This is a genomic window from Mesoterricola silvestris, from assembly GCF_030295405.1.
GTDB classification, from domain to species: Bacteria; Acidobacteriota; Holophagae; order Holophagales; family Holophagaceae; genus Mesoterricola; species Mesoterricola silvestris.
Map to the genome: position 1 here is coordinate 1660543 of NZ_AP027080.1, position 16134 is coordinate 1676676.

Here is a 16134-nt window from a genome sequence, read left to right on the forward strand (position 1 = left end):
CCATGTCCGAATCCCGACGTCTCTCCTTCCTGGACCGTTACCTGACCCTGTGGATCTTCCTGGCCATGGGCCTGGGGGTGCTCCTGGGCTTCGCCGCCCCGGGCTTCAACCGGGCCATCAACGCCTGGAACGTGGGCACCACTTCCGTGCCGCTGGCCATTGGGCTGATCCTGATGATGTACCCGCCCCTGGCCAAGGTGAAGTACGAAGAACTGCACTTGGTCTTCCGGAACAAGCGGGTGCTCGGGCTTTCCCTCCTCCAGAACTGGGTGATCGGCCCCCTGCTCATGTTCGGTCTGGCCGTGGCCTTCCTGCGGGACCGGCCAGAATACATGCTGGGACTCATCCTCATCGGCCTGGCCCGCTGCATCGCCATGGTCATCGTCTGGAACGACCTGGCCAAGGGCGACACGGAATACTGCGCCGGGCTGGTGGCCTTCAACTCCATTTTCCAGGTGCTGTTCTTCAGCGTGTACGCGTGGTTCTTCGCCACGGTGCTGCCGGCCAAGCTTGGGCTCCAGGGCGCGGTGGTGGCCATCACCATCGGGCAGATCGCAGAGAGCGTATTCATCTACCTGGGCATCCCCTTCCTGGCGGGCTTCCTGACCCGGTCCATCCTGGGCCGGATCAAGGGTCTGGACTGGTATCACCGGGTGTTCGTGCCGAAGGTCAGCCCCCTCACCCTGGTCGCCCTCCTGTTCACCATCATCGTGATGTTCAGCCTCAAGGGCGAAACCATCGTGAAGCTGCCTTTGGATGTGCTGCGCATCGCAGTGCCCCTGCTCATCTACTTCGTCCTGATGTTCCTGGTCAGCTTCTGGTTGTCGAAAAAGGCGGGGGCGGACTATCCCCAGAGCGCCACCCTGAGCTTCACCGCCGCCTCCAACAATTTCGAACTGGCCATCGCCGTGGCCGTGGCCACCTTCGGGATCGCCCACGGCGCCGCCTTCGCGGCCGTCATCGGGCCCCTGGTGGAGGTTCCGGTGCTCATCGGCCTGGTGAGCGTGGCCTTCTGGCTGAAGCGGCGCTGGTTCGCTGGAAGCCCGGAAACCGTGGCGGGCGCCGGTTGTTGCAAGTAGGAGGCGACATGGAGGAGCCCCGGCGTCCCGGCATAGTGGTTCACGGGCTCTGGTTCCTGACCCCGGGCGAGGCCCTGGAAGCCCTTCGGCAGGGAGCTCTCCTCGTGGATCTGCGCAGCGATGAGCTCATTGAAATGAAGGTGTTTGACGTTTCCGACCTCCTACACATCCCCCATACCGCCCTCGCCGAGCGTCTTTCGGAACTCCCTACGGATCGCCTGCTGATCCTGGCTGATTCCTCGGGCGTCTATACCCGGGGGGCGGCGGCCACTCTACGCACGGCCGGTCTTGAGCACATCGCATGTCTGAATGGGGGAATGCTGGCCTGGGATCAGGCCGGCATGCCTCTGAACACGGATCCGGCAGCGCTCCTCCATGGGGAATGCGCCTGCGTCATGCGGTCGGGAAGGAACCGGCTCCCCCACCCGACCACTCCCAAGGTGACCCGATGACCCCGAATAGCATCCTGTTCCTCTGCGTGGCCAACAGCGCCCGCTCCCAGATGGCAGAAGGGCTGGCCCGCCAGATGTTCCCATGCGTCAGGATCCAGAGCGCCGGCAGCCGCCCCAGCCAGGTGAACCCTTACGCCATCGAGGCCCTGGCAGAGCAGGGGATCGACGCCACACGGCATGTCTCCAAATCCGTCCAGGACATCGACCCCGCTTCCGTGGACCTGGTCATCACCCTCTGCGCCGAGGAGGTCTGCCCGCTCTTCCTGGGGCGGGCGGAAAAACTCCACTGGCCCATCCCCGATCCCGCAAGCGACGATCCGGACCTCACCCCGGACCAGCTTCGGACACGGTTCCGGGCCGGGCGGGACGAGATCCGGCACCGCCTGGAGCGGCTGAGGGCCGAGCGGTTCTGAATGACCTGTTCCTCCGGCGGCCGACACCCGTTGCCGACGTCGCTGAGCCGGTTCCCGGGAAGGGGAACCCGGAGGCCCTTCCCGGCACCCCCTGATCATGCGGGAGGGCGGGATCTGGGGTCTGCCCGGACCAAAGAAGCCGGCAAGACCCCTTTGCTGTCCCTCGCTGGGTTGGTCGATCTGAACGCGAAACGGGACGGGCCCGTCGTGAGGGGGAAATGAAGAACCCGGAAACGGATCCTTTGCTGGCTCGGAGATCGTTGGTGCCGGCGGTCGGGGTCGAACCGACACTCACTTGCGTGAAACAGATTTTGAGTCTGTCGCGTCTGCCATTTCGCCACGCCGGCGGGCGTTCCCTCCAATATAGCGGGAATGAGGGCCGGAGCCCAGGGCCGGGAGGGGCGGAATGTGATAACCTCGACCATCCGACTGATCGCATTTTTCCATTTACGGGGAAGTCATGCCGCGTCTACGCACCTGGGTGTTCATGGGTATCGGTTCGCTGGGGGTGCTGTCCACCCTGGGTTGGGCGGCCCTGCGGGGCGGCTCCGCCGCGCCTGAATTCACCACGGAGCCCGTGAAGCGGCAGGCCCTGCGGGACAGCGTCACGGCCAACGGGGAGGTGCAGGCCAAGACCCGGGTCAACGTGGGGGTGCAGGTGACGGCGGCCATCAAGGAGCTCCACGTCGCCGACGGCCAGTGGGTGAAGGCCGGGGACCTGCTGGTGACCCTGGACCAGGAGCGCTACCGCCAGGCCCTGAACCAGGCGGAGATGGGCCTGCGCATGGCGCGCAAGGACCTGGAGATCGCCCTGGCCACCTTCTCCAAGCAGGACCAGACCTTCCTGCGCCAGGAGCGCCTCAACCGGGCCGGGCTCACCTCCCTCGAGGAATTCCAGCAGGTGAAGCTGGCCCGGGACACCGCGGCCACCACCCTGGAACGGGCCCGGGTGGCGGTGCAGCAATCCGAGGCCCAGGCCGCCATCGCCCAGGACGATCTGAGCAAGACCGTCATTCGCGCCACCATGGCCGGCCAGGTCACGGGCCTCAAGGCCGAGAAGGGCGAGACCGCCATCGCCGGCACCACCAACCTGGCCGGGGCCGTGATGATGGTCATCTCGGACCTGTCGGAGATGATGGCCGAGATCCGCGTGGGCGAACTGGACGTGGTGAAGGTGGCCGTGGGCCAGCCCGCGGAGGTCACCGTGGACGCGCTGCCCGGCAAGGTCTTCCAGGGCAAGGTGCTCACCGTGGCCAGCAGCACCGACCGCCCCACGGGCTCGAGCACCTCCAATTCCCAGGAAGCCCAGAGCTACAAGGTGCGCATCCTCCTGGACGGCACCCCCAAGGAGCGGGCCGCGCTGAGGCCCGGCATGAGCGCCCGGGTCGCGGTCCTCACCGCCGAGCACAAGGACGTCCTCTCCGTGTCCCTGGCGGCCATCCAGGACCGGGAGGCCGGGGCCGGGGGCCTGGGGCTCCTCACCGGCAGCCGCAGCGTCGTGTTCGTGGTCAAGGACGGCAGGGCCGAGGAGCGGAACATCTCCACGGGCCTCACCACCCGGCGCGCCGCGGAGGTGCTCTCCGGGCTCCGGGAGGGGGAGGTGGTCATCTCCGGCCCGGCCAAGCAGCTCGCCACCCTCGCCGCCGGCGCCGCCGTGAAGCTCCAGAAGGGCAAGCCGTGAACGCCTGGACCCGCTTCCAGGAGACCTTCAGGACGGCCGTGGCCAGCATCTGGGCCCACCGCATGCGCAGCATGCTCACCACCCTGGGCATCATCATCGGCGTGGGGTCGGTCATCGCCGTCGTGAACCTCACCAAGGGCCTGGAAGGCCGCATCATGTCCGACGTCAAGCAGGAGGGGACCCACACCTTCTTCGTGAGCGCCTGGGTGCCCTACTCCCGCTTCAAGACCGCCAAGATCCGCCGCATGCCCATGGACGCGCAGACCATCCGGGAACTGCGCGAGCTCATGCCGGCGATCCGCGTGGCCAGCCCCCAGTCCAACATCTTCAGCCCCCAGATGGTGGTGAAGGCCGGCAGCGTCACCCGGCGCGTGACCTACCTCACCTGCGTGGACGAGAACGGCCTGGACCTCTCCAACCGGGAACTGGCCTGCGGGCGCAACTTCACCGCCACGGACCGCACCACGCGGGCCCCCCTGGCCATCCTGGGGGCCACCATCGCCGAGGACCTGGGCCTGGGCGAGCATTCCGTGGGCAAGCACATCACCGTGTCGGGCCAGACCGTGGAGCTGGTGGGCATCCTCAAGAAGCACGGGGAGATCCCCTTCATGCCCAGCGAAGGCGAGGACGAGGATTCCGCCATGTGGGGGCCCGACGGCATGTTCTTCGTGCCCTTCGGGAGCCTGCGGGAGCTGGCCCGCCCCGGGGCCTTCGACAGCCCCTTCTGGCGCCTCCAGGTGGACGCCCGGGTCCCCGTGAAGGAGGCCGAGAACACCCTGCGCCAGGGCCTTCGGCGCATCCGCGGCCTCCGGGGGGACGACGCGGACAACTTCATGCTCGAAAGCAACGAGAAGGCCGTGGCCCAGGTGGAGAAGATCGGCAAGACCCTCATGACCGCCAGCGGCGCCATGGTGGGCATCAGCCTCCTGGTGGGCGGCATCGGCGTCATGAACATCATGCTGGTGAGCGTCACCGAGCGCACCCGGGAGATCGGCGTGCGCAAGGCCCTGGGGGCCCGCAGGCGCAACATCCTCTTCCAGTTCCTCATCGAGGCCACGCTCCTGTGCGTGGCCGGGGGCGTCATCGGCACGGCCCTGGGCATGGTCCTCGGGACGGTGCTGAGCCAGGTGCTCATGAAGCACCTGGGGGGCGTTCCCGCCTGGGCCTTCCTTTCGGCCCTGCTGGTGCCGGCGGCCGTGGGCATGGGCTTCGGGCTCTACCCGGCCAACAAGGCCGCGAAGCTCGATCCCATCGAGGCCCTACGGTACGAGTGACTTCCCCGGCACCCGCGTGGCCATGAGGTGCCCGATGGCCACGGCGGCGGCGTCGGCGGCGTCGGTCTGGAGAGGCTCCTTGAGGCTCAGGAGGACCATGACCATGCGTCCCACCTGGGTCTTGTCGGCCCAGCCGTAGCCGCTGACGGCCTTCTTCACCTGCATGGGGTTGTAGTCGCCCACGGGCAGGCCGTGGAGGCCCGCGGTGAGGAGGATGCCGCCGCGGATCTGGCCCAGCTTGATGGCGGTGGCGGCGTTCTTCTCCACGAAGGGGGATTCCACGGCCATGAAGTGGGGGCCGGTGCGCGCGATGACCTCGGCGAGCTTGCGGTGGATGCCCAGGATGCGCTGGTCGAAGTCGGCGCCCCGGGGGGAGCGGATGACCCCGGCCTCCACCAGCTCCAGGCGGGAGCCGCACCGGGACACCACGGCGTAGCCGCAGGCCAAGGAGCCGGGGTCCACCCCCAGGCAGATGGAGACCGGGACCGCCACGGGCTAGCCCTTCTTGCGCCGGGCGGGGCCGCGGACGCTGCCCTTGGGGGGCTTGGAGCGCGCGGGGGCCCCGCCGGGGCGGCCGGGGCGCACGTAGGGCCGGGAGCCCCCGGGGCGGCCCTTGGGGTCGGGGACCGCGGCCTGGCGCACGGATTTCGGCGGCCGGCCCCGGGGGGGGGCCGGCTCCACGAAATCCGCTTCCCGCAGGTGGGCGGGGGCGGCCAGGCTGGGCACGAAGGTCACGGGCTTGCCCTTGCCGTCCTTGGCCTTGGCTTCCACCACCCAGGCCGAGACCCGGCGCAGGTCCTCGTCCACCCCGGTGATCTCCACCTTCACGGGGTCGCCGATGGTGAGCACGACGCCGGATCCGGCCGTGGAGGCCTTGGTGCGGTTCTCGTCCACGGTGAAGGCGCCGCCCAGCGCGCCCAGGGGGACGCCCACCTCCACGAAGGGGCTGTCCAGGCGCACGAAGGCCGCCTTGAGGGAGAAGCCCTGGATGCGCCCGTCGTAGCGGTGCCCGATGCGGGTGCGCATGAGCAGGCAGGTCTTCCACCGGTCGTTCTCGCGCTCGGCTTCGGTGGCGCCCTGCTCGGTGTCGCTGCACTGCTTGGCCACCACGGCCAGGATGCTGGCGAGGCCGTCGGGCAGGGGCTTCTTCTGGAGCACCTTGCGCAGCTCCCGGTGGACCATGAGATCCGGGTAGCGGCGGATGGGGCTGGTGAAGTGCAGGTAGTCCTGGAGGGCCAGGCCCGAATGGCCGATGTTGTCGACGCTGTACTCGGCCTTCTTGAGGCTGCGCACCAGGAGGGTGTTGAGCATGGCCTCCAGGGGCCCGCCGCGGATCTTGTCCAGCATGGCGTTGAGGACCTCGGGGGTGGCCGGATCGTAGGGGCGCAGGAGCCCGAAGGCCGAGGCCACCTCCTTGAAGGCCTCCAGCTTGAGGGGATCGGGCACGTCGTGGACCCGGTAGATGGTGGCGATCTTCCTGCGGGTGAAGAAGGTGGCCACGGCCTCGTTGGCCAGCAGCATGAACTCCTCGATCATGCGGTGGGCGTCGTGGTGGGCGTAGCGGCGGGCATCCACGGGGCGCCCGTCCTCGCCGAAGACGAATTCCGTCTCGTCCGTGTCCAGGTTCAGGGCCCCGCGGCCCAGGCGCTTCTCCGTGAGGGAGCGCGAAACGCGCAGGGCCTCGTCCAGCATCTCCGCCACGTCCCGGCCCATGTCCATGCGCCGGGCCTGGGCGCTGTCGATGCAGGCCTCCTTCACCTGGTCGTAGGTGAGGCGCCTGCGGGAGCGGATGACGGATTCGGAAAGGCGGGTCTCCCGCACCCGGAGCTGCTCGTCCAGGGTGATCCAGGCGGTCATGGTCAGGCGGTCCACCCCCTCCCGCAGGCTGCACAGCTCGCCCGAAAGGCGCTCGGGGAGCATGGGGATGCACTGGTCCGGGAAGTACACCGACGTGCCGCGCAGGAGGGCCTCCTTGTCCAGGGGGCCGCCCTCGGCCACGTAGTGGCTCACGTCGGCGATGTGCACGCCCAGGAGCCAGCCCCCGTCCTCGCTGTCAGGAAGGGCCTCCAGGCTGATGGCGTCGTCGAAGTCCTTGGCCGTGGGCGGGTCCACCGTGACCGTGAGGAGCTCGCGCAGGTCCTCGCGCCCCTGGATCCAGGCCTCGGGGATGGAGGTGGGGAAGGGGGCCAGTTCCTCCATGACCGCGTCCGGGAATTCGGTGCGCAGGTTGAAGAGGGCGGCGGTGAGCTTGTTCTCGATGCGCAGGTCGGTGGGCCGGCCCAGGCGGGCCTTCACCACGCCCTTGATCTGCTGGGCGCCGGGATCGGGATCCAGGAGGACGCTCACAAGATCCCCGTCCCCCGCCAGGTCCGTGGGGGGGACGCTGACGATCTGGGAGAGCCGGGGCTCCAGGGGAATGGCGCGCCACCCCCATTCCTGCTTCTGCAGGTGGGCCGGGATGGGGTCGGGGTTGCGGGCCAGGACCCGCACCACCTTCGCCTTGGGCCGGCCGTCGTACGTGGTGCCCGTGATCTCGGCCTGGACCCGGTCGCCGTGGATGGCGCCGTGCCCCTCCCGCCAGTCCACGAGCAGGTCCAGGCGCTGGCCGCGCGTGGCGCCCAGGGGGCGCAGGAAGCCGCTGGTGCCCTCGGGGTGTCCGAGGTAGGTGGCCTCGAAGGTCTCGGAAACCCGCGCCGCCGACCCCCTCGCGGGGGGCTGCGGGCGGTCGGGACGGGGGGGGCGGGGGGAGAAGGAGCGGGGCGGGCCTTGATTTTTGCGATGTGCCATTCTTCAAGCCTAACACTTGGGGCCACCCGGGCGAGGTCGCCAGGGTGGCCCCAGGGGTTCGGGAAGGGCTATCGCTTCTTCTTGGCGGGGGCGGCCTTTTCCGGCACCGCCCGGCCCAGGGCCACGTCCAGCGCGTTCTGGACTTTGTGGTTGTCGGGGGCCAGCACCTTCAGGCGGTGCAGGAAGGCGATCCGGTCGGCCTTCTCGGCGAAGGAATCCAGGTAGGCCTTGCTGGAGGCCACGGCCTCGGCCCACTTGTCCTTGTCGCCGGGGTGGCCCTTGTAGGTGTCGATGTCGGCCTGCTGGTCCTTGATCTTCTTGGCCTGGAGGTCGACGAACTTCTGGAAGTCGTCCACGTTGCGGGTGGCCAGGTCCAGGTCGTACTGGAAGAACTGGCTCCACTTCTCGCCGTCGGCCTTCTCCTTCTCCCAGCCCTTCACCTGCGCCATGGTGCCTTCCTCGTAGTCCTCGAGCTTGGTCTTGGCCTTGAGGAGGCGGATGGCGTCGGCGTTCTTGTTCATGAGCTCCTGGTAGGCGTCGGCCTTCTTCTTCCAGTAGTCCCGCTGCTCGGTGAGGCCCTCCTTGCCGCTGGCCACGTTCTCCTTGGCGGTGTCCAGGGCCTTGTTCAGGTACTCCAGGCCCTTCTCCCACTGGCCGTTGTTGTCGGCGGCCTGGAAGGCCAGGAAGTACACCTGGCAGAGGTCCGCGTAGGTGCGGGTGCTGAGGTGCAGGTTGTTGACGCTGGACTTGTCGAAAGCGGGCTTGGCGGCCGGGATGAGGGCCTCGGCCCGGGCCTGGGCCTGGGCGTAGTCGAACGCATCGTTAAGCTTCTTGATCTCAGGCCTTTCCGCGGCAAGGCGCTGGCCGAGGGTCGCCGGGGCGGCGGGCGCCTGGGCGATGAGCGCCGGGGCGGCGAGGAGCGTTAGGACCAGGCTGGTGTGGGTGCGCATGTGGGTATGCCCTCTCATGGTTCTTTCAATTGTCAGGCCGAGGGGGCTTTTTTGCAAAGGTGGAAAGCTATGACCAAATGCGCAAGCTTCAGCGCCGCACCAGGAGCGCCCGGGCCATGGCCCCGTGCATCCGCCCCAGGCCCAGGGCCAGGTGGAGGGTCCCGGCCAGGCCCAGGATGCCCCCCAGGGGCAGGAGCACCTCCACCCAGATGGGGAGGGTGTACTCCTGGCTGAAGCTGACGATGATCGGCTCGTGGAAAATCCAGTGGGCCAGGGGGGCGGCCACCAGCGCCAGGCTGAATGTGATCCCCAGGAGGGCGAAGGTGAAGCTGAGGATCCCCAGGGGCAGGTGGAGGACCAGGTATACGAGGCACTTCCAGGTGTAGGAATCCACGAAGAGCCCCTTGAGGCGGTCCACCCAGGTCTTCCCTTCGGGGAGGAGGGGGGGCCGCCGGGGCATGCGCACGTCCAGCATTGCCTCCACCAGGCGCCCCTCCCCCAGGCCCAGGGCCCGCACGGAGCCCAGGAACAGCACCAGGAGCGGCAGGCCGATGATGAGGATCAGGAACCCCAGGGAAAGGCAGAGCCCCGTCACCGCCCAGGTGAAGTAGAGGACGCCCGTGAACATGGCCATGAGGAGGTACACCAGGGAGGTGTAGGCCCGGGGGTCCAGGAACACCCCGAAGAAGGACGGCCAGGGGCGGGCCGGGGGGGGCTCCTCCCCGGGTTCGGCCGCTTCCGGGGCCGGGGCCAGGACCTCGGCCACCACCCGCTCCCGCTGGCGGTAGGTCTCGGCCCGGTCCTCCGGGGCGCCCAGGGAGGCCAGGATCCGGGCCACGGCCTCGGGTCCCGAGAGCATGGGCTCCGCCCAGGCCAGGCGTTCCCGCTCCCTGCGGAACTTCGCCTCGGTTTCGGCCAGGGCGTCCTGCACCAGGGCGGGGTCGCTGCCGGCCATGGCCATGTGAAGGGACTGGAGGTAGGTTCGGATCTCGGACACGGCTGCTCCTGGGGGCTCTGGAACCAGGGTAAGGCTTCGCCCCTCCGCCGTCGCCCCGGGAATCGGCCACCGGGAAGGCCCCACCGGTGAGCATCCGCCCGGGACCGGCAGGTAGTAGAATCGCCCCCATGCGCATCGTACTGCTCCGCCTTTCAGCCCTGGGGGACGTGCTCCGGGTCCTGCCCGCCTGGGCCAACCTGGGCCGGGCCTTCCCCGGCGCGCGTTTCCAGGCCGTGGTGGAGGACCGCCATGCCTTCCTCCTGGCGCCCATGCCCTGGCTGGAACCGGTGGTGGTGCGCCGGAGCCGCCTGGCCAACCCCCTCTCCGCCCTGGGGGAATTGCGGCGGGTGGCCGGGGAACTGCGCGGGGCGGACGCGTCCCTGGACTTCCACGGCATCCTGAAATCCGCCCTGGCGCCGTGGATGGCGGACCTGCCCGAGCGCTGGGGGGACGGCCTCGCCCGGGAGGGGGCGCGGTTCCTCCAGACCCGGCCCCTGCCGTTCCGCCGCCAGACCCGCTACGCCCAGGCCCTGGGCCTGGCCGGCGCCTTCGGCCTGGACCGGGGCGTCGCCGGCCTGGGGGAATTCCACCCCGCCCTGGCCGACGCCCCCCTGCCGGACCCGGGCCCGGTGTGGGCCGGGGACGGGAGGCCCCGGACCGTCCTGGTGCCCGGGGCCTCCCGGCGGGGCGCCATCAAGCGCTGGCCCCTGCGCCACTGGATCGCCCTGGCGGAGCGCCTCAAGGGCCGCCACCAGCTGCGCTGGTCCCTGGGCCCCGAGGAGGAGGACCTGCGGTCCTGGCTCCCCGCCGCCACCGGCGTGGAGGCGCTGCCCCCCCTGGGCCTGTGGCACTTGGCCGCCGCCCTGCGCCAGGCCGACCGGGTCGTGGCCCCCGACACCGGCCTGCTGCACCTGGCCGTGGTCCTGGGCGTGCAGGCCGTGGGCATCTACGGCGGCTCGGACCCCGTGGTGGCCGGGCTCCCGGAGGGCGCCGGCACCGTCCTGCGCACTGGCATCGAATGCTCCCCCTGCCGGGAGCGGAACTGTCAGCGCCGCCAGTGCCTGGAGGAACTGGAGCCGGATTTGGTGGCCGCCGCGCTCTAGCCCCCCCCCAGCGATCACGGCCGCTGATCCCCTTCATCCTGTTCATCCGATTTCATCCCTGTTCCAGCAGGGCCAGAGCAGGGATGGGACGGCGCATGCGGATCCGCGACGCGCCGCCCCACCTCATCGCTGGCCCTGCGGGAACAGGGATATGACGGGATGAACAGGATGAAGGGGATGAAAGAGGGGGTGACCTCGATAGCCTTCCGTTGCTGAAGGGCCGGCCCTCAGCGATGAACCGGGGCGGCTAGGCCTTCCTCCAGCCTACGGTGCCGTCCTTGCGGTCTTCCAGGAGGATGCCCATGCCCTTGAGCTGGTCCCGCACGCGGTCGGACTCCGCCCAGTCCTTGGCGGCCTTGGCGGCCCTGCGGCGCTCGATGAGGGCCTCCACCTCGGCGTCCAGGGAGGCCTCCTCCTCGTGGGGCCAGCAGGCGAAGACGGCGTTGGTCTCGTCCAGGAAGGCCAGCACCGCGTCCCGCTCCTCCCGGGTGAGGGCCACCCGGTCGTCCTGGGCGTTGATGTCGGTGATGAGGGTGAAGAGGGCCGCAAGGGCCTCGGGGGCGTTGAGGTCGTCGGCCATGCCGGCCCAGAAGCCCTCCCGGGCCTGGGCCACCCGCGCCACGGGATCCAGGGCCTCCTTCATGGCGCCCTGGCCGGCCTGGGCGCCGTCGCCCTCCATGCGCTTGCGGAACTGGCGGATGCGCCGCAGGGCGTTCTCGGCGCCCTTGAGGCCCTCGAAGGAGAAGTTCAGGACCTTGCGGTAGTGGTTGGACTGGATCGTGAACCGGAACGTGGCGGGGTCGTAGCCCTTGGCCACCAGGTCGCGCAGCGTGTAGAAGTTGCCCAGGCTCTTGGACATCTTCTCGTTCTCCACCAGGAGGAACTCCCCGTGCACCCAGGTGTTGACCCAGCGGTGCCCCAGGCTGCCTTCGCTCTGGGCGATCTCGTTCTCGTGGTGGGGGAACACCAGGTCCACGCCGCCGCTGTGGATGTCCACCCGGGGGCCCAGGAGCTCGATGCCCATGGCCGAGCACTCGATGTGCCAGCCCGGCCTGCCGGGGCCCCAGGGGCTCTGCCACCAGGGCTCGCCCTCCTTGGCGGCCTTCCAGAGCACGAAGTCCTGGACGGCGTCCCGCTCGTACTCGTCGGCGTCCACGGAGGTCCCCGCCTTCATGCCTTCGCGGTCCAGGTGGGCCAGGCACCCGTAGTGGGGCAGCCCGGCGATGCGGTAGTACACGGAGCCGTCCCGCACGTAGGCCAGGCCCCGCTCCTCCAGGCTGCGGATGAGGGCGATCATCTGGGGGATGTAGGCGGTGGCCCGGGGCGTGTACGTGGGGGGGATGACCCGCAGGGCCCCCAGGTCGTCCAGGAAGGCCTGGGTGTAGAGGGCGGTGAGCTCGGCCATGGCCGCGTGGCGGGCCTCGTTGCCGGCGTCTGGGGCCAGGCCCTTCTGGGAGTCGCGGATGATCTTGTCCTCGACGTCCGTGATGTTCATGCAGTGGCGCACCTGGTAGCCCGCGGCCAGGAAGGTGCGCTTCAGGAGGTCCTGGAAGAGGAAGGTCCTCAGGTTGCCGATGTGGGCGAAGTTGTAGACCGTGGGCCCGCAGGTGTACATGGTGACCACCCCCGGCGCCAGGGGCTCCACCGGTTCCACCTTCCGGGTCAGGGTGTTGTGGAGGGAGATCGGCTTGAGGCTCATGGGCCCAGTTTATAGGGCGGACGCCACCAGGGCCAGCATCCCGTCGGGGAGGGTGCGGTTCCGGCCGTCGGGACCCGTGACCAGGTGGAGGGTCTCGCCCTGGGCGAGGCGCACGCCGTCGCGGGTGACCTCGTAGGCGAACACCAGCTTCCTTCGGCTGGCCTCCTTCACGCGGGTGGTGACGGTGACCAGTTCGTCGTACCGGGCCGGAGCCCGGTACGTGATCTGGATCCCGCTCACCGAGAGCCGCACCCCCTGGGCCTCCCACCGGGTGTAGCCGTCGCCCAGCTGCCGGAGCAGGTCGGAGCGGCCCAGCTCCATCCACACGGGGTACACCGCGTGGTGGACGATGCCCATGGCATCGGTTTCGGCGTATCGCACGCGGATGAGGGTCTCGGACGTTATGGGCATCCCGTCATTGTAGGGTGATCTTCACCAGGTCGCCCCGGTCGGTGGTGAGTTCCAGCAGAAGATCCCCCGCCTTGGCGGTTTCCAGCAGCGACATGAGCTGGTCCACCTTGAAATCCCGGCGGGTCTTGCCGTTGACCTTCACCTCGCTGGAATTGGCCATTTCCAGGACACCCTTGGCCAGGGAGATGGGCATGCGGACGTGCACCTCCTTGGGGCCGTCCTCCTTCATGTGGCCGATGGGCGTCTTGCTGACGACGTCGACGAGGATGAACTTCGGGGCCTGGGCCAGGGCGGTGCCGGCCAGGAGGGTGGAGAGAGCGAGCGAAGCGAACACACGGTTCATAGGGCCTCCGGGAAGGGGACGGTTGGGTTGTGGCCGGTCGAAGGGGGTTACGGGCGGGTTCCCCTTCCGGTTAGGCCGCCCTTGCCGTAAGGTGGGACTCACCTGAGGAGGTCCCCATGAAGCTGCTCCTGATCCCGTTCCTCGTCGCCGGCACGCTCCTCGCCAAGGACGTGAAGTGGGAAACCAACCTCGCCGCCGCCCAGGCCCGGGCCCGGAAGGAGCACAAGGTCATCTTCATGGACGTGTGGACCGAGTGGTGCGGCTGGTGCATCAAGCTCCAGCGGGACACCTTCCCCTCGCCCCAGGCCCAGGAGGCCCTGGCCAAGGTGGTCCCCCTCAGCCTCAAGACCCAATTCAAGGACGGCTCCCCCACCGCCGATAAGGGCATCGAGCAAACGTACAAGGTCGAGGGCTTCCCGGCCCTCTTCATCCTGGACGAGAACGGGAAGGTCCTTTCGCAGCAGCCCGGCTACCTTCCCGCGGCACCCTTCGCGGAATGGATCAACAAGTCGGCTAGTTCAAAGAAATAAAAGGAGGGGTCATGGGGATCCGCATGCTGGTGGCCTCCGTGGGGATCGCCGCCCTGGTGGGGTGCGCCACGGAGTCCAAGCTCGACACGAACACCTCGGACACCGAAGCCATCAAGGAATCCCCCGCGGGGATCTCGGTTTTCGGGTTCACGGACGTGCTCACGACCCTGCCCGGGGTCCTGGGCGGCGCCTACCCGGCCTGCGTCACCCCCACGGTGAACGGCTCCACCGCCACCCTGGCCCTGGCGGGGTGCAGGTCGGCCAGCGGGGGGACCCTCGCCGGCACCCTGACCCTGGCCGACGCCCTGTCGGGGTCCACCCACACCTACACCGAGACCTTCGGATCCCTGGTGAACACCCGCAGTTCCACCGCCCAGTGGGTGTACTCCGGCAGCCTCACGGCGACGGTGAACGGCGCGGCCGGCACCCTGACCGCGAACCCGGGCTTCAAGATCACCGTCACGGACACGGCCACCCCGGCCAACAGCAAGGCCTGGACCTTCACCTGCGGCCTGTCCAGCACCACCACCTCCACGGGGTTCAGCCTCTCGGGCAGCTTCGCGGTGGCCACCGCGGCCGGAGACAGCGTCAGCATCCAGATCGACCCCGCCTCGCCCCTCACCTGGGTCAAGGGCGGCGCGTACCCCGTGACCGGCAAGCTGGTCATCCAGGACAACCGCACCTCGGGCACGGCCACCCGCGAAACCGTGACGGCCCTCTTCGACCACGGCACGGTCACCATCAACGGCGGCGTCATCACGCTCGGATAGCTCCCAGGGAGGTCACATGCGGACTCTGGTCCTTTCGGCAGCCATGGCGGCGTCGCTGCCCGCCCTCGCCCAGGCCCCCGGCGCCTGGTACCTGGACCTGCACCGGGTGGCGCCGACCCTGGAGGGGAACTACACCGGCATGCAGGACGGCAAGCCGGTCAATTTCGATATCGTCAAGGATCTGGCCCTGGCCAAGGACGGCGCGAAGGTGGGGGTGGGCCTGGAATACCAGGGGCCCCGCTTCGGCCTCGAGCTTGCCGTGGAATCCCAGGACTACCTGGGGTCCAATCTGATCACGCGGGATGTCACCATTTCCGGCCAGACCTGGAACGCCCAGGCCACCGTGGCCACCTCCGTGAAGGTGACCAACTACACCGGGAACTGGACCATCCGGTTCATGCGGACGCCCGGCTTCTGGATCGGCGTGGATCTGGGGGTGCGCGGCACCGCCCTGGATCTCAAGGCCACCGGAACGAGCTACCTGACAGGCCTCACCTCCCAGGCCTCCTTCAAGTCGGGCCTCCCCATGCCCCAGCTGGGCCCTTCGGTGGGGTACTACGGCCTGGAGGGCCGGTTGGTCCTCCGGGGCTACTACCACTACCTGGGCTACAAGGGCGCCACGTACCGGAACGCCGGGGCCGACGCGCGCTTCTTCCCCCTCCCCTGGCTTGGCGTTCGGGTCTTCACCGCGTCGGAGTCCTGGAAGGTGCCCACGGACAGCATCTCCAAGGACCTGGCCATCGAGCTGGACCGGACGGGCACGGGCTTTGGGCTTGTGCTGAAGTTCTAGCCCGACATTCCGACCCATCCGGTCCTGCAAAGCACCAGGACGTTTTCGGCACCTTATTGGCCCAATGTCTGCACCGTCGTGGGGATGAAGCCCGGAACGGCTTGTCCCGAGCGGGTCGGAAGACCCATCGAAAAGAATAAACGCTGGGGCGCAGAGGACGAGACGCACTGCGTCGAGTCTGGGGCGCTGGGAAAGGAAAAGAGCTGTTATTCCGTCCACCCCGCCGGGAACCGGAATTCCAGGCCCCCCTCCACCGAGGCCATGGTCAGGCCGCCCAGGTTGGTGGAGGCGTAGCGCACGGTGAAGGCCAGGGCGTCGGTGAACCGGTAGCCGGCCCCCGCCGCCAGGCCGAACTTCACGGAGGACTTTTCCTTGCTCCAGCCGATTCCGGCGCCGGAGGGCACCGGGCCCACGGTCTCGAATTCGACCCGGCTCAGGGATACGCCGGCCAGGAGGAAGGGGCCCCGCACCCGGAGGGGGAACAGGGTCTTCCGCAGGTCCACCCCCACCGAGAACTGGTTGGCGCTCACCTTGAGCGCGCGGGGCGGCATCAGGCCGTCCAGGAGGGTCCGGGTCCGGGCGGCGTCCTCCTTGAACGCCAGGAAATCGATGCGGGTGCGCAGGGTCCAGCCCGGGCCCTGGTCCACTTCGGCGAAGGCCCCCGCGCCCATTCCGGTGCGCCGGGTGATGGTGCCCAGGTCCTGGAGGGGGCGGGCAGCCGTGGCCTGGAGGCCGAAGCGCATGGGGGCATCCAGGTCCGCGGCGCCGAGGGGGGAAAGGGCGGCCAGGGCGGAAGCCGCCAGAAGAAGGGGCGAGAGGCTGGGCATGGAAGGCTCCTTGACAAATGATTAATAA

17 protein-coding genes and 1 tRNA gene are annotated in these 16134 nt (G+C 69.0%); 9 read left to right on the forward strand and 9 right to left on the reverse strand.

Features of this window, described 5'->3' with window-relative positions:
* Nucleotides 1-2: 2 nt before the first annotated feature.
* From arsB to R2J76_RS06940, 3 genes are read left to right on the forward strand one after another with little or no spacing between them, the layout of a single operon-like run.
* Nucleotides 3-1079: an ACR3 family arsenite efflux transporter gene (gene arsB / locus R2J76_RS06930; RefSeq protein WP_316415092.1), complete on the forward strand. Its 1077-nt coding sequence runs from the start codon at nucleotides 3-5 to the stop codon at nucleotides 1077-1079.
* Nucleotides 1080-1087: 8 nt separating this feature from the next.
* A complete protein-coding gene (locus R2J76_RS06935) occupies nucleotides 1088-1531 on the forward strand; it encodes a rhodanese-like domain-containing protein (RefSeq protein WP_316415093.1) in 444 nt (147 codons plus the stop codon).
* Nucleotides 1528-1944 carry an arsenate reductase ArsC gene (locus R2J76_RS06940; protein WP_316415094.1) on the forward strand — a complete coding sequence of 139 codons (417 nt, stop codon included), beginning with the start codon at nucleotides 1528-1530 and terminating at the stop codon, nucleotides 1942-1944. Before R2J76_RS06935 ends, R2J76_RS06940 begins: the two co-directional genes overlap by 4 nt.
* Before the next feature lie 261 nt (nucleotides 1945-2205).
* Here the strand turns inward: R2J76_RS06940 and R2J76_RS06945 are convergent.
* Nucleotides 2206-2291 (reverse strand) — tRNA-Leu (locus R2J76_RS06945).
* Between the two features lie 113 nt (nucleotides 2292-2404).
* Between R2J76_RS06945 and R2J76_RS06950 the strand changes: the two genes are divergently transcribed.
* Nucleotides 2405-3625, forward strand: a complete 1221-nt coding sequence (locus R2J76_RS06950; protein ID WP_316415095.1) for an efflux RND transporter periplasmic adaptor subunit — start codon at nucleotides 2405-2407, stop codon at nucleotides 3623-3625.
* Nucleotides 3622-4899 carry an ABC transporter permease gene (locus tag R2J76_RS06955; RefSeq protein ID WP_316415096.1) on the forward strand — a complete coding sequence of 426 codons (1278 nt, stop codon included), beginning with the start codon at nucleotides 3622-3624 and terminating at the stop codon, nucleotides 4897-4899. The genes R2J76_RS06950 and R2J76_RS06955 overlap by 4 nt, the downstream gene beginning before the upstream one ends.
* Here R2J76_RS06955 and ruvC read toward each other — a convergent pair.
* The 4 genes from ruvC to R2J76_RS06975 form a co-directional block, all read right to left on the reverse strand.
* Nucleotides 4885-5391, reverse strand: a complete 507-nt coding sequence (ruvC, locus tag R2J76_RS06960) for a crossover junction endodeoxyribonuclease RuvC (RefSeq protein ID WP_316415097.1) — start codon at nucleotides 5389-5391, stop codon at nucleotides 4885-4887. The two genes, R2J76_RS06955 and ruvC, sit on opposite strands and share 15 nt — an antisense overlap.
* A gap of 3 nt (nucleotides 5392-5394) precedes the next feature.
* Complete coding sequence (locus R2J76_RS06965) at nucleotides 5395-7686, reverse strand: ribonuclease R family protein (protein ID WP_316415098.1); 2292 nt, start codon at nucleotides 7684-7686, stop codon at nucleotides 5395-5397.
* 68 nt (nucleotides 7687-7754) lie between these two features.
* On the reverse strand, nucleotides 7755-8654 hold the full coding sequence (locus R2J76_RS06970) for a hypothetical protein (protein ID WP_316415099.1): 900 nt from the start codon (nucleotides 8652-8654) through the stop codon (nucleotides 7755-7757).
* Between the two features lie 70 nt (nucleotides 8655-8724).
* Nucleotides 8725-9633, reverse strand: a complete 909-nt coding sequence (locus R2J76_RS06975) for a sensor domain-containing protein (RefSeq protein WP_316415100.1) — start codon at nucleotides 9631-9633, stop codon at nucleotides 8725-8727.
* Nucleotides 9634-9761: 128 nt separating this feature from the next.
* Between R2J76_RS06975 and R2J76_RS06980 the strand changes: the two genes are divergently transcribed.
* Nucleotides 9762-10736 (forward strand): glycosyltransferase family 9 protein, encoded by a 975-nt coding sequence (locus tag R2J76_RS06980; RefSeq protein ID WP_316415101.1) that lies wholly within the window; start codon nucleotides 9762-9764, stop codon nucleotides 10734-10736.
* A gap of 247 nt (nucleotides 10737-10983) precedes the next feature.
* Here the strand turns inward: R2J76_RS06980 and cysS are convergent, their stop codons facing one another.
* Genes cysS through R2J76_RS06995 form a run of 3 tightly spaced genes read right to left on the reverse strand, consistent with a single transcriptional unit; the run spans nucleotide 10984 to nucleotide 13189 of the window.
* On the reverse strand, nucleotides 10984-12435 hold the full coding sequence (gene cysS / locus R2J76_RS06985; protein WP_316415102.1) for a cysteine--tRNA ligase: 1452 nt from the start codon (nucleotides 12433-12435) through the stop codon (nucleotides 10984-10986).
* 9 nt (nucleotides 12436-12444) lie between these two features.
* Nucleotides 12445-12846, reverse strand: a complete 402-nt coding sequence (locus tag R2J76_RS06990) for an acyl-CoA thioesterase (protein ID WP_316415103.1) — start codon at nucleotides 12844-12846, stop codon at nucleotides 12445-12447.
* Between the two features lie 4 nt (nucleotides 12847-12850).
* The gene (locus R2J76_RS06995) at nucleotides 12851-13189 is read right to left on the reverse strand and encodes a hypothetical protein (RefSeq protein WP_316415106.1); all 339 of its coding nucleotides are present in this window, start codon (nucleotides 13187-13189) and stop codon (nucleotides 12851-12853) included.
* Between the two features lie 116 nt (nucleotides 13190-13305).
* Here R2J76_RS06995 and R2J76_RS07000 point away from each other — a divergent pair, with 116 nt between their 5' ends.
* From R2J76_RS07000 to R2J76_RS07010, 3 genes are read left to right on the forward strand one after another with little or no spacing between them, the layout of a single operon-like run.
* On the forward strand, nucleotides 13306-13719 hold the full coding sequence (locus tag R2J76_RS07000; protein WP_316415107.1) for a thioredoxin family protein: 414 nt from the start codon (nucleotides 13306-13308) through the stop codon (nucleotides 13717-13719).
* 11 nt (nucleotides 13720-13730) lie between these two features.
* The gene (locus tag R2J76_RS07005) at nucleotides 13731-14489 is read left to right on the forward strand and encodes a hypothetical protein (protein WP_316415108.1); all 759 of its coding nucleotides are present in this window, start codon (nucleotides 13731-13733) and stop codon (nucleotides 14487-14489) included.
* 16 nt (nucleotides 14490-14505) lie between these two features.
* Nucleotides 14506-15279 carry a hypothetical protein gene (locus R2J76_RS07010; protein WP_316415109.1) on the forward strand — a complete coding sequence of 258 codons (774 nt, stop codon included), beginning with the start codon at nucleotides 14506-14508 and terminating at the stop codon, nucleotides 15277-15279.
* A gap of 206 nt (nucleotides 15280-15485) precedes the next feature.
* Here the strand turns inward: R2J76_RS07010 and R2J76_RS07015 are convergent, their stop codons facing one another.
* Nucleotides 15486-16106: an outer membrane beta-barrel protein gene (locus tag R2J76_RS07015; RefSeq protein WP_316415110.1), complete on the reverse strand. Its 621-nt coding sequence runs from the start codon at nucleotides 16104-16106 to the stop codon at nucleotides 15486-15488.
* Between the last annotated feature and the right edge of the window lie 28 nt (nucleotides 16107-16134).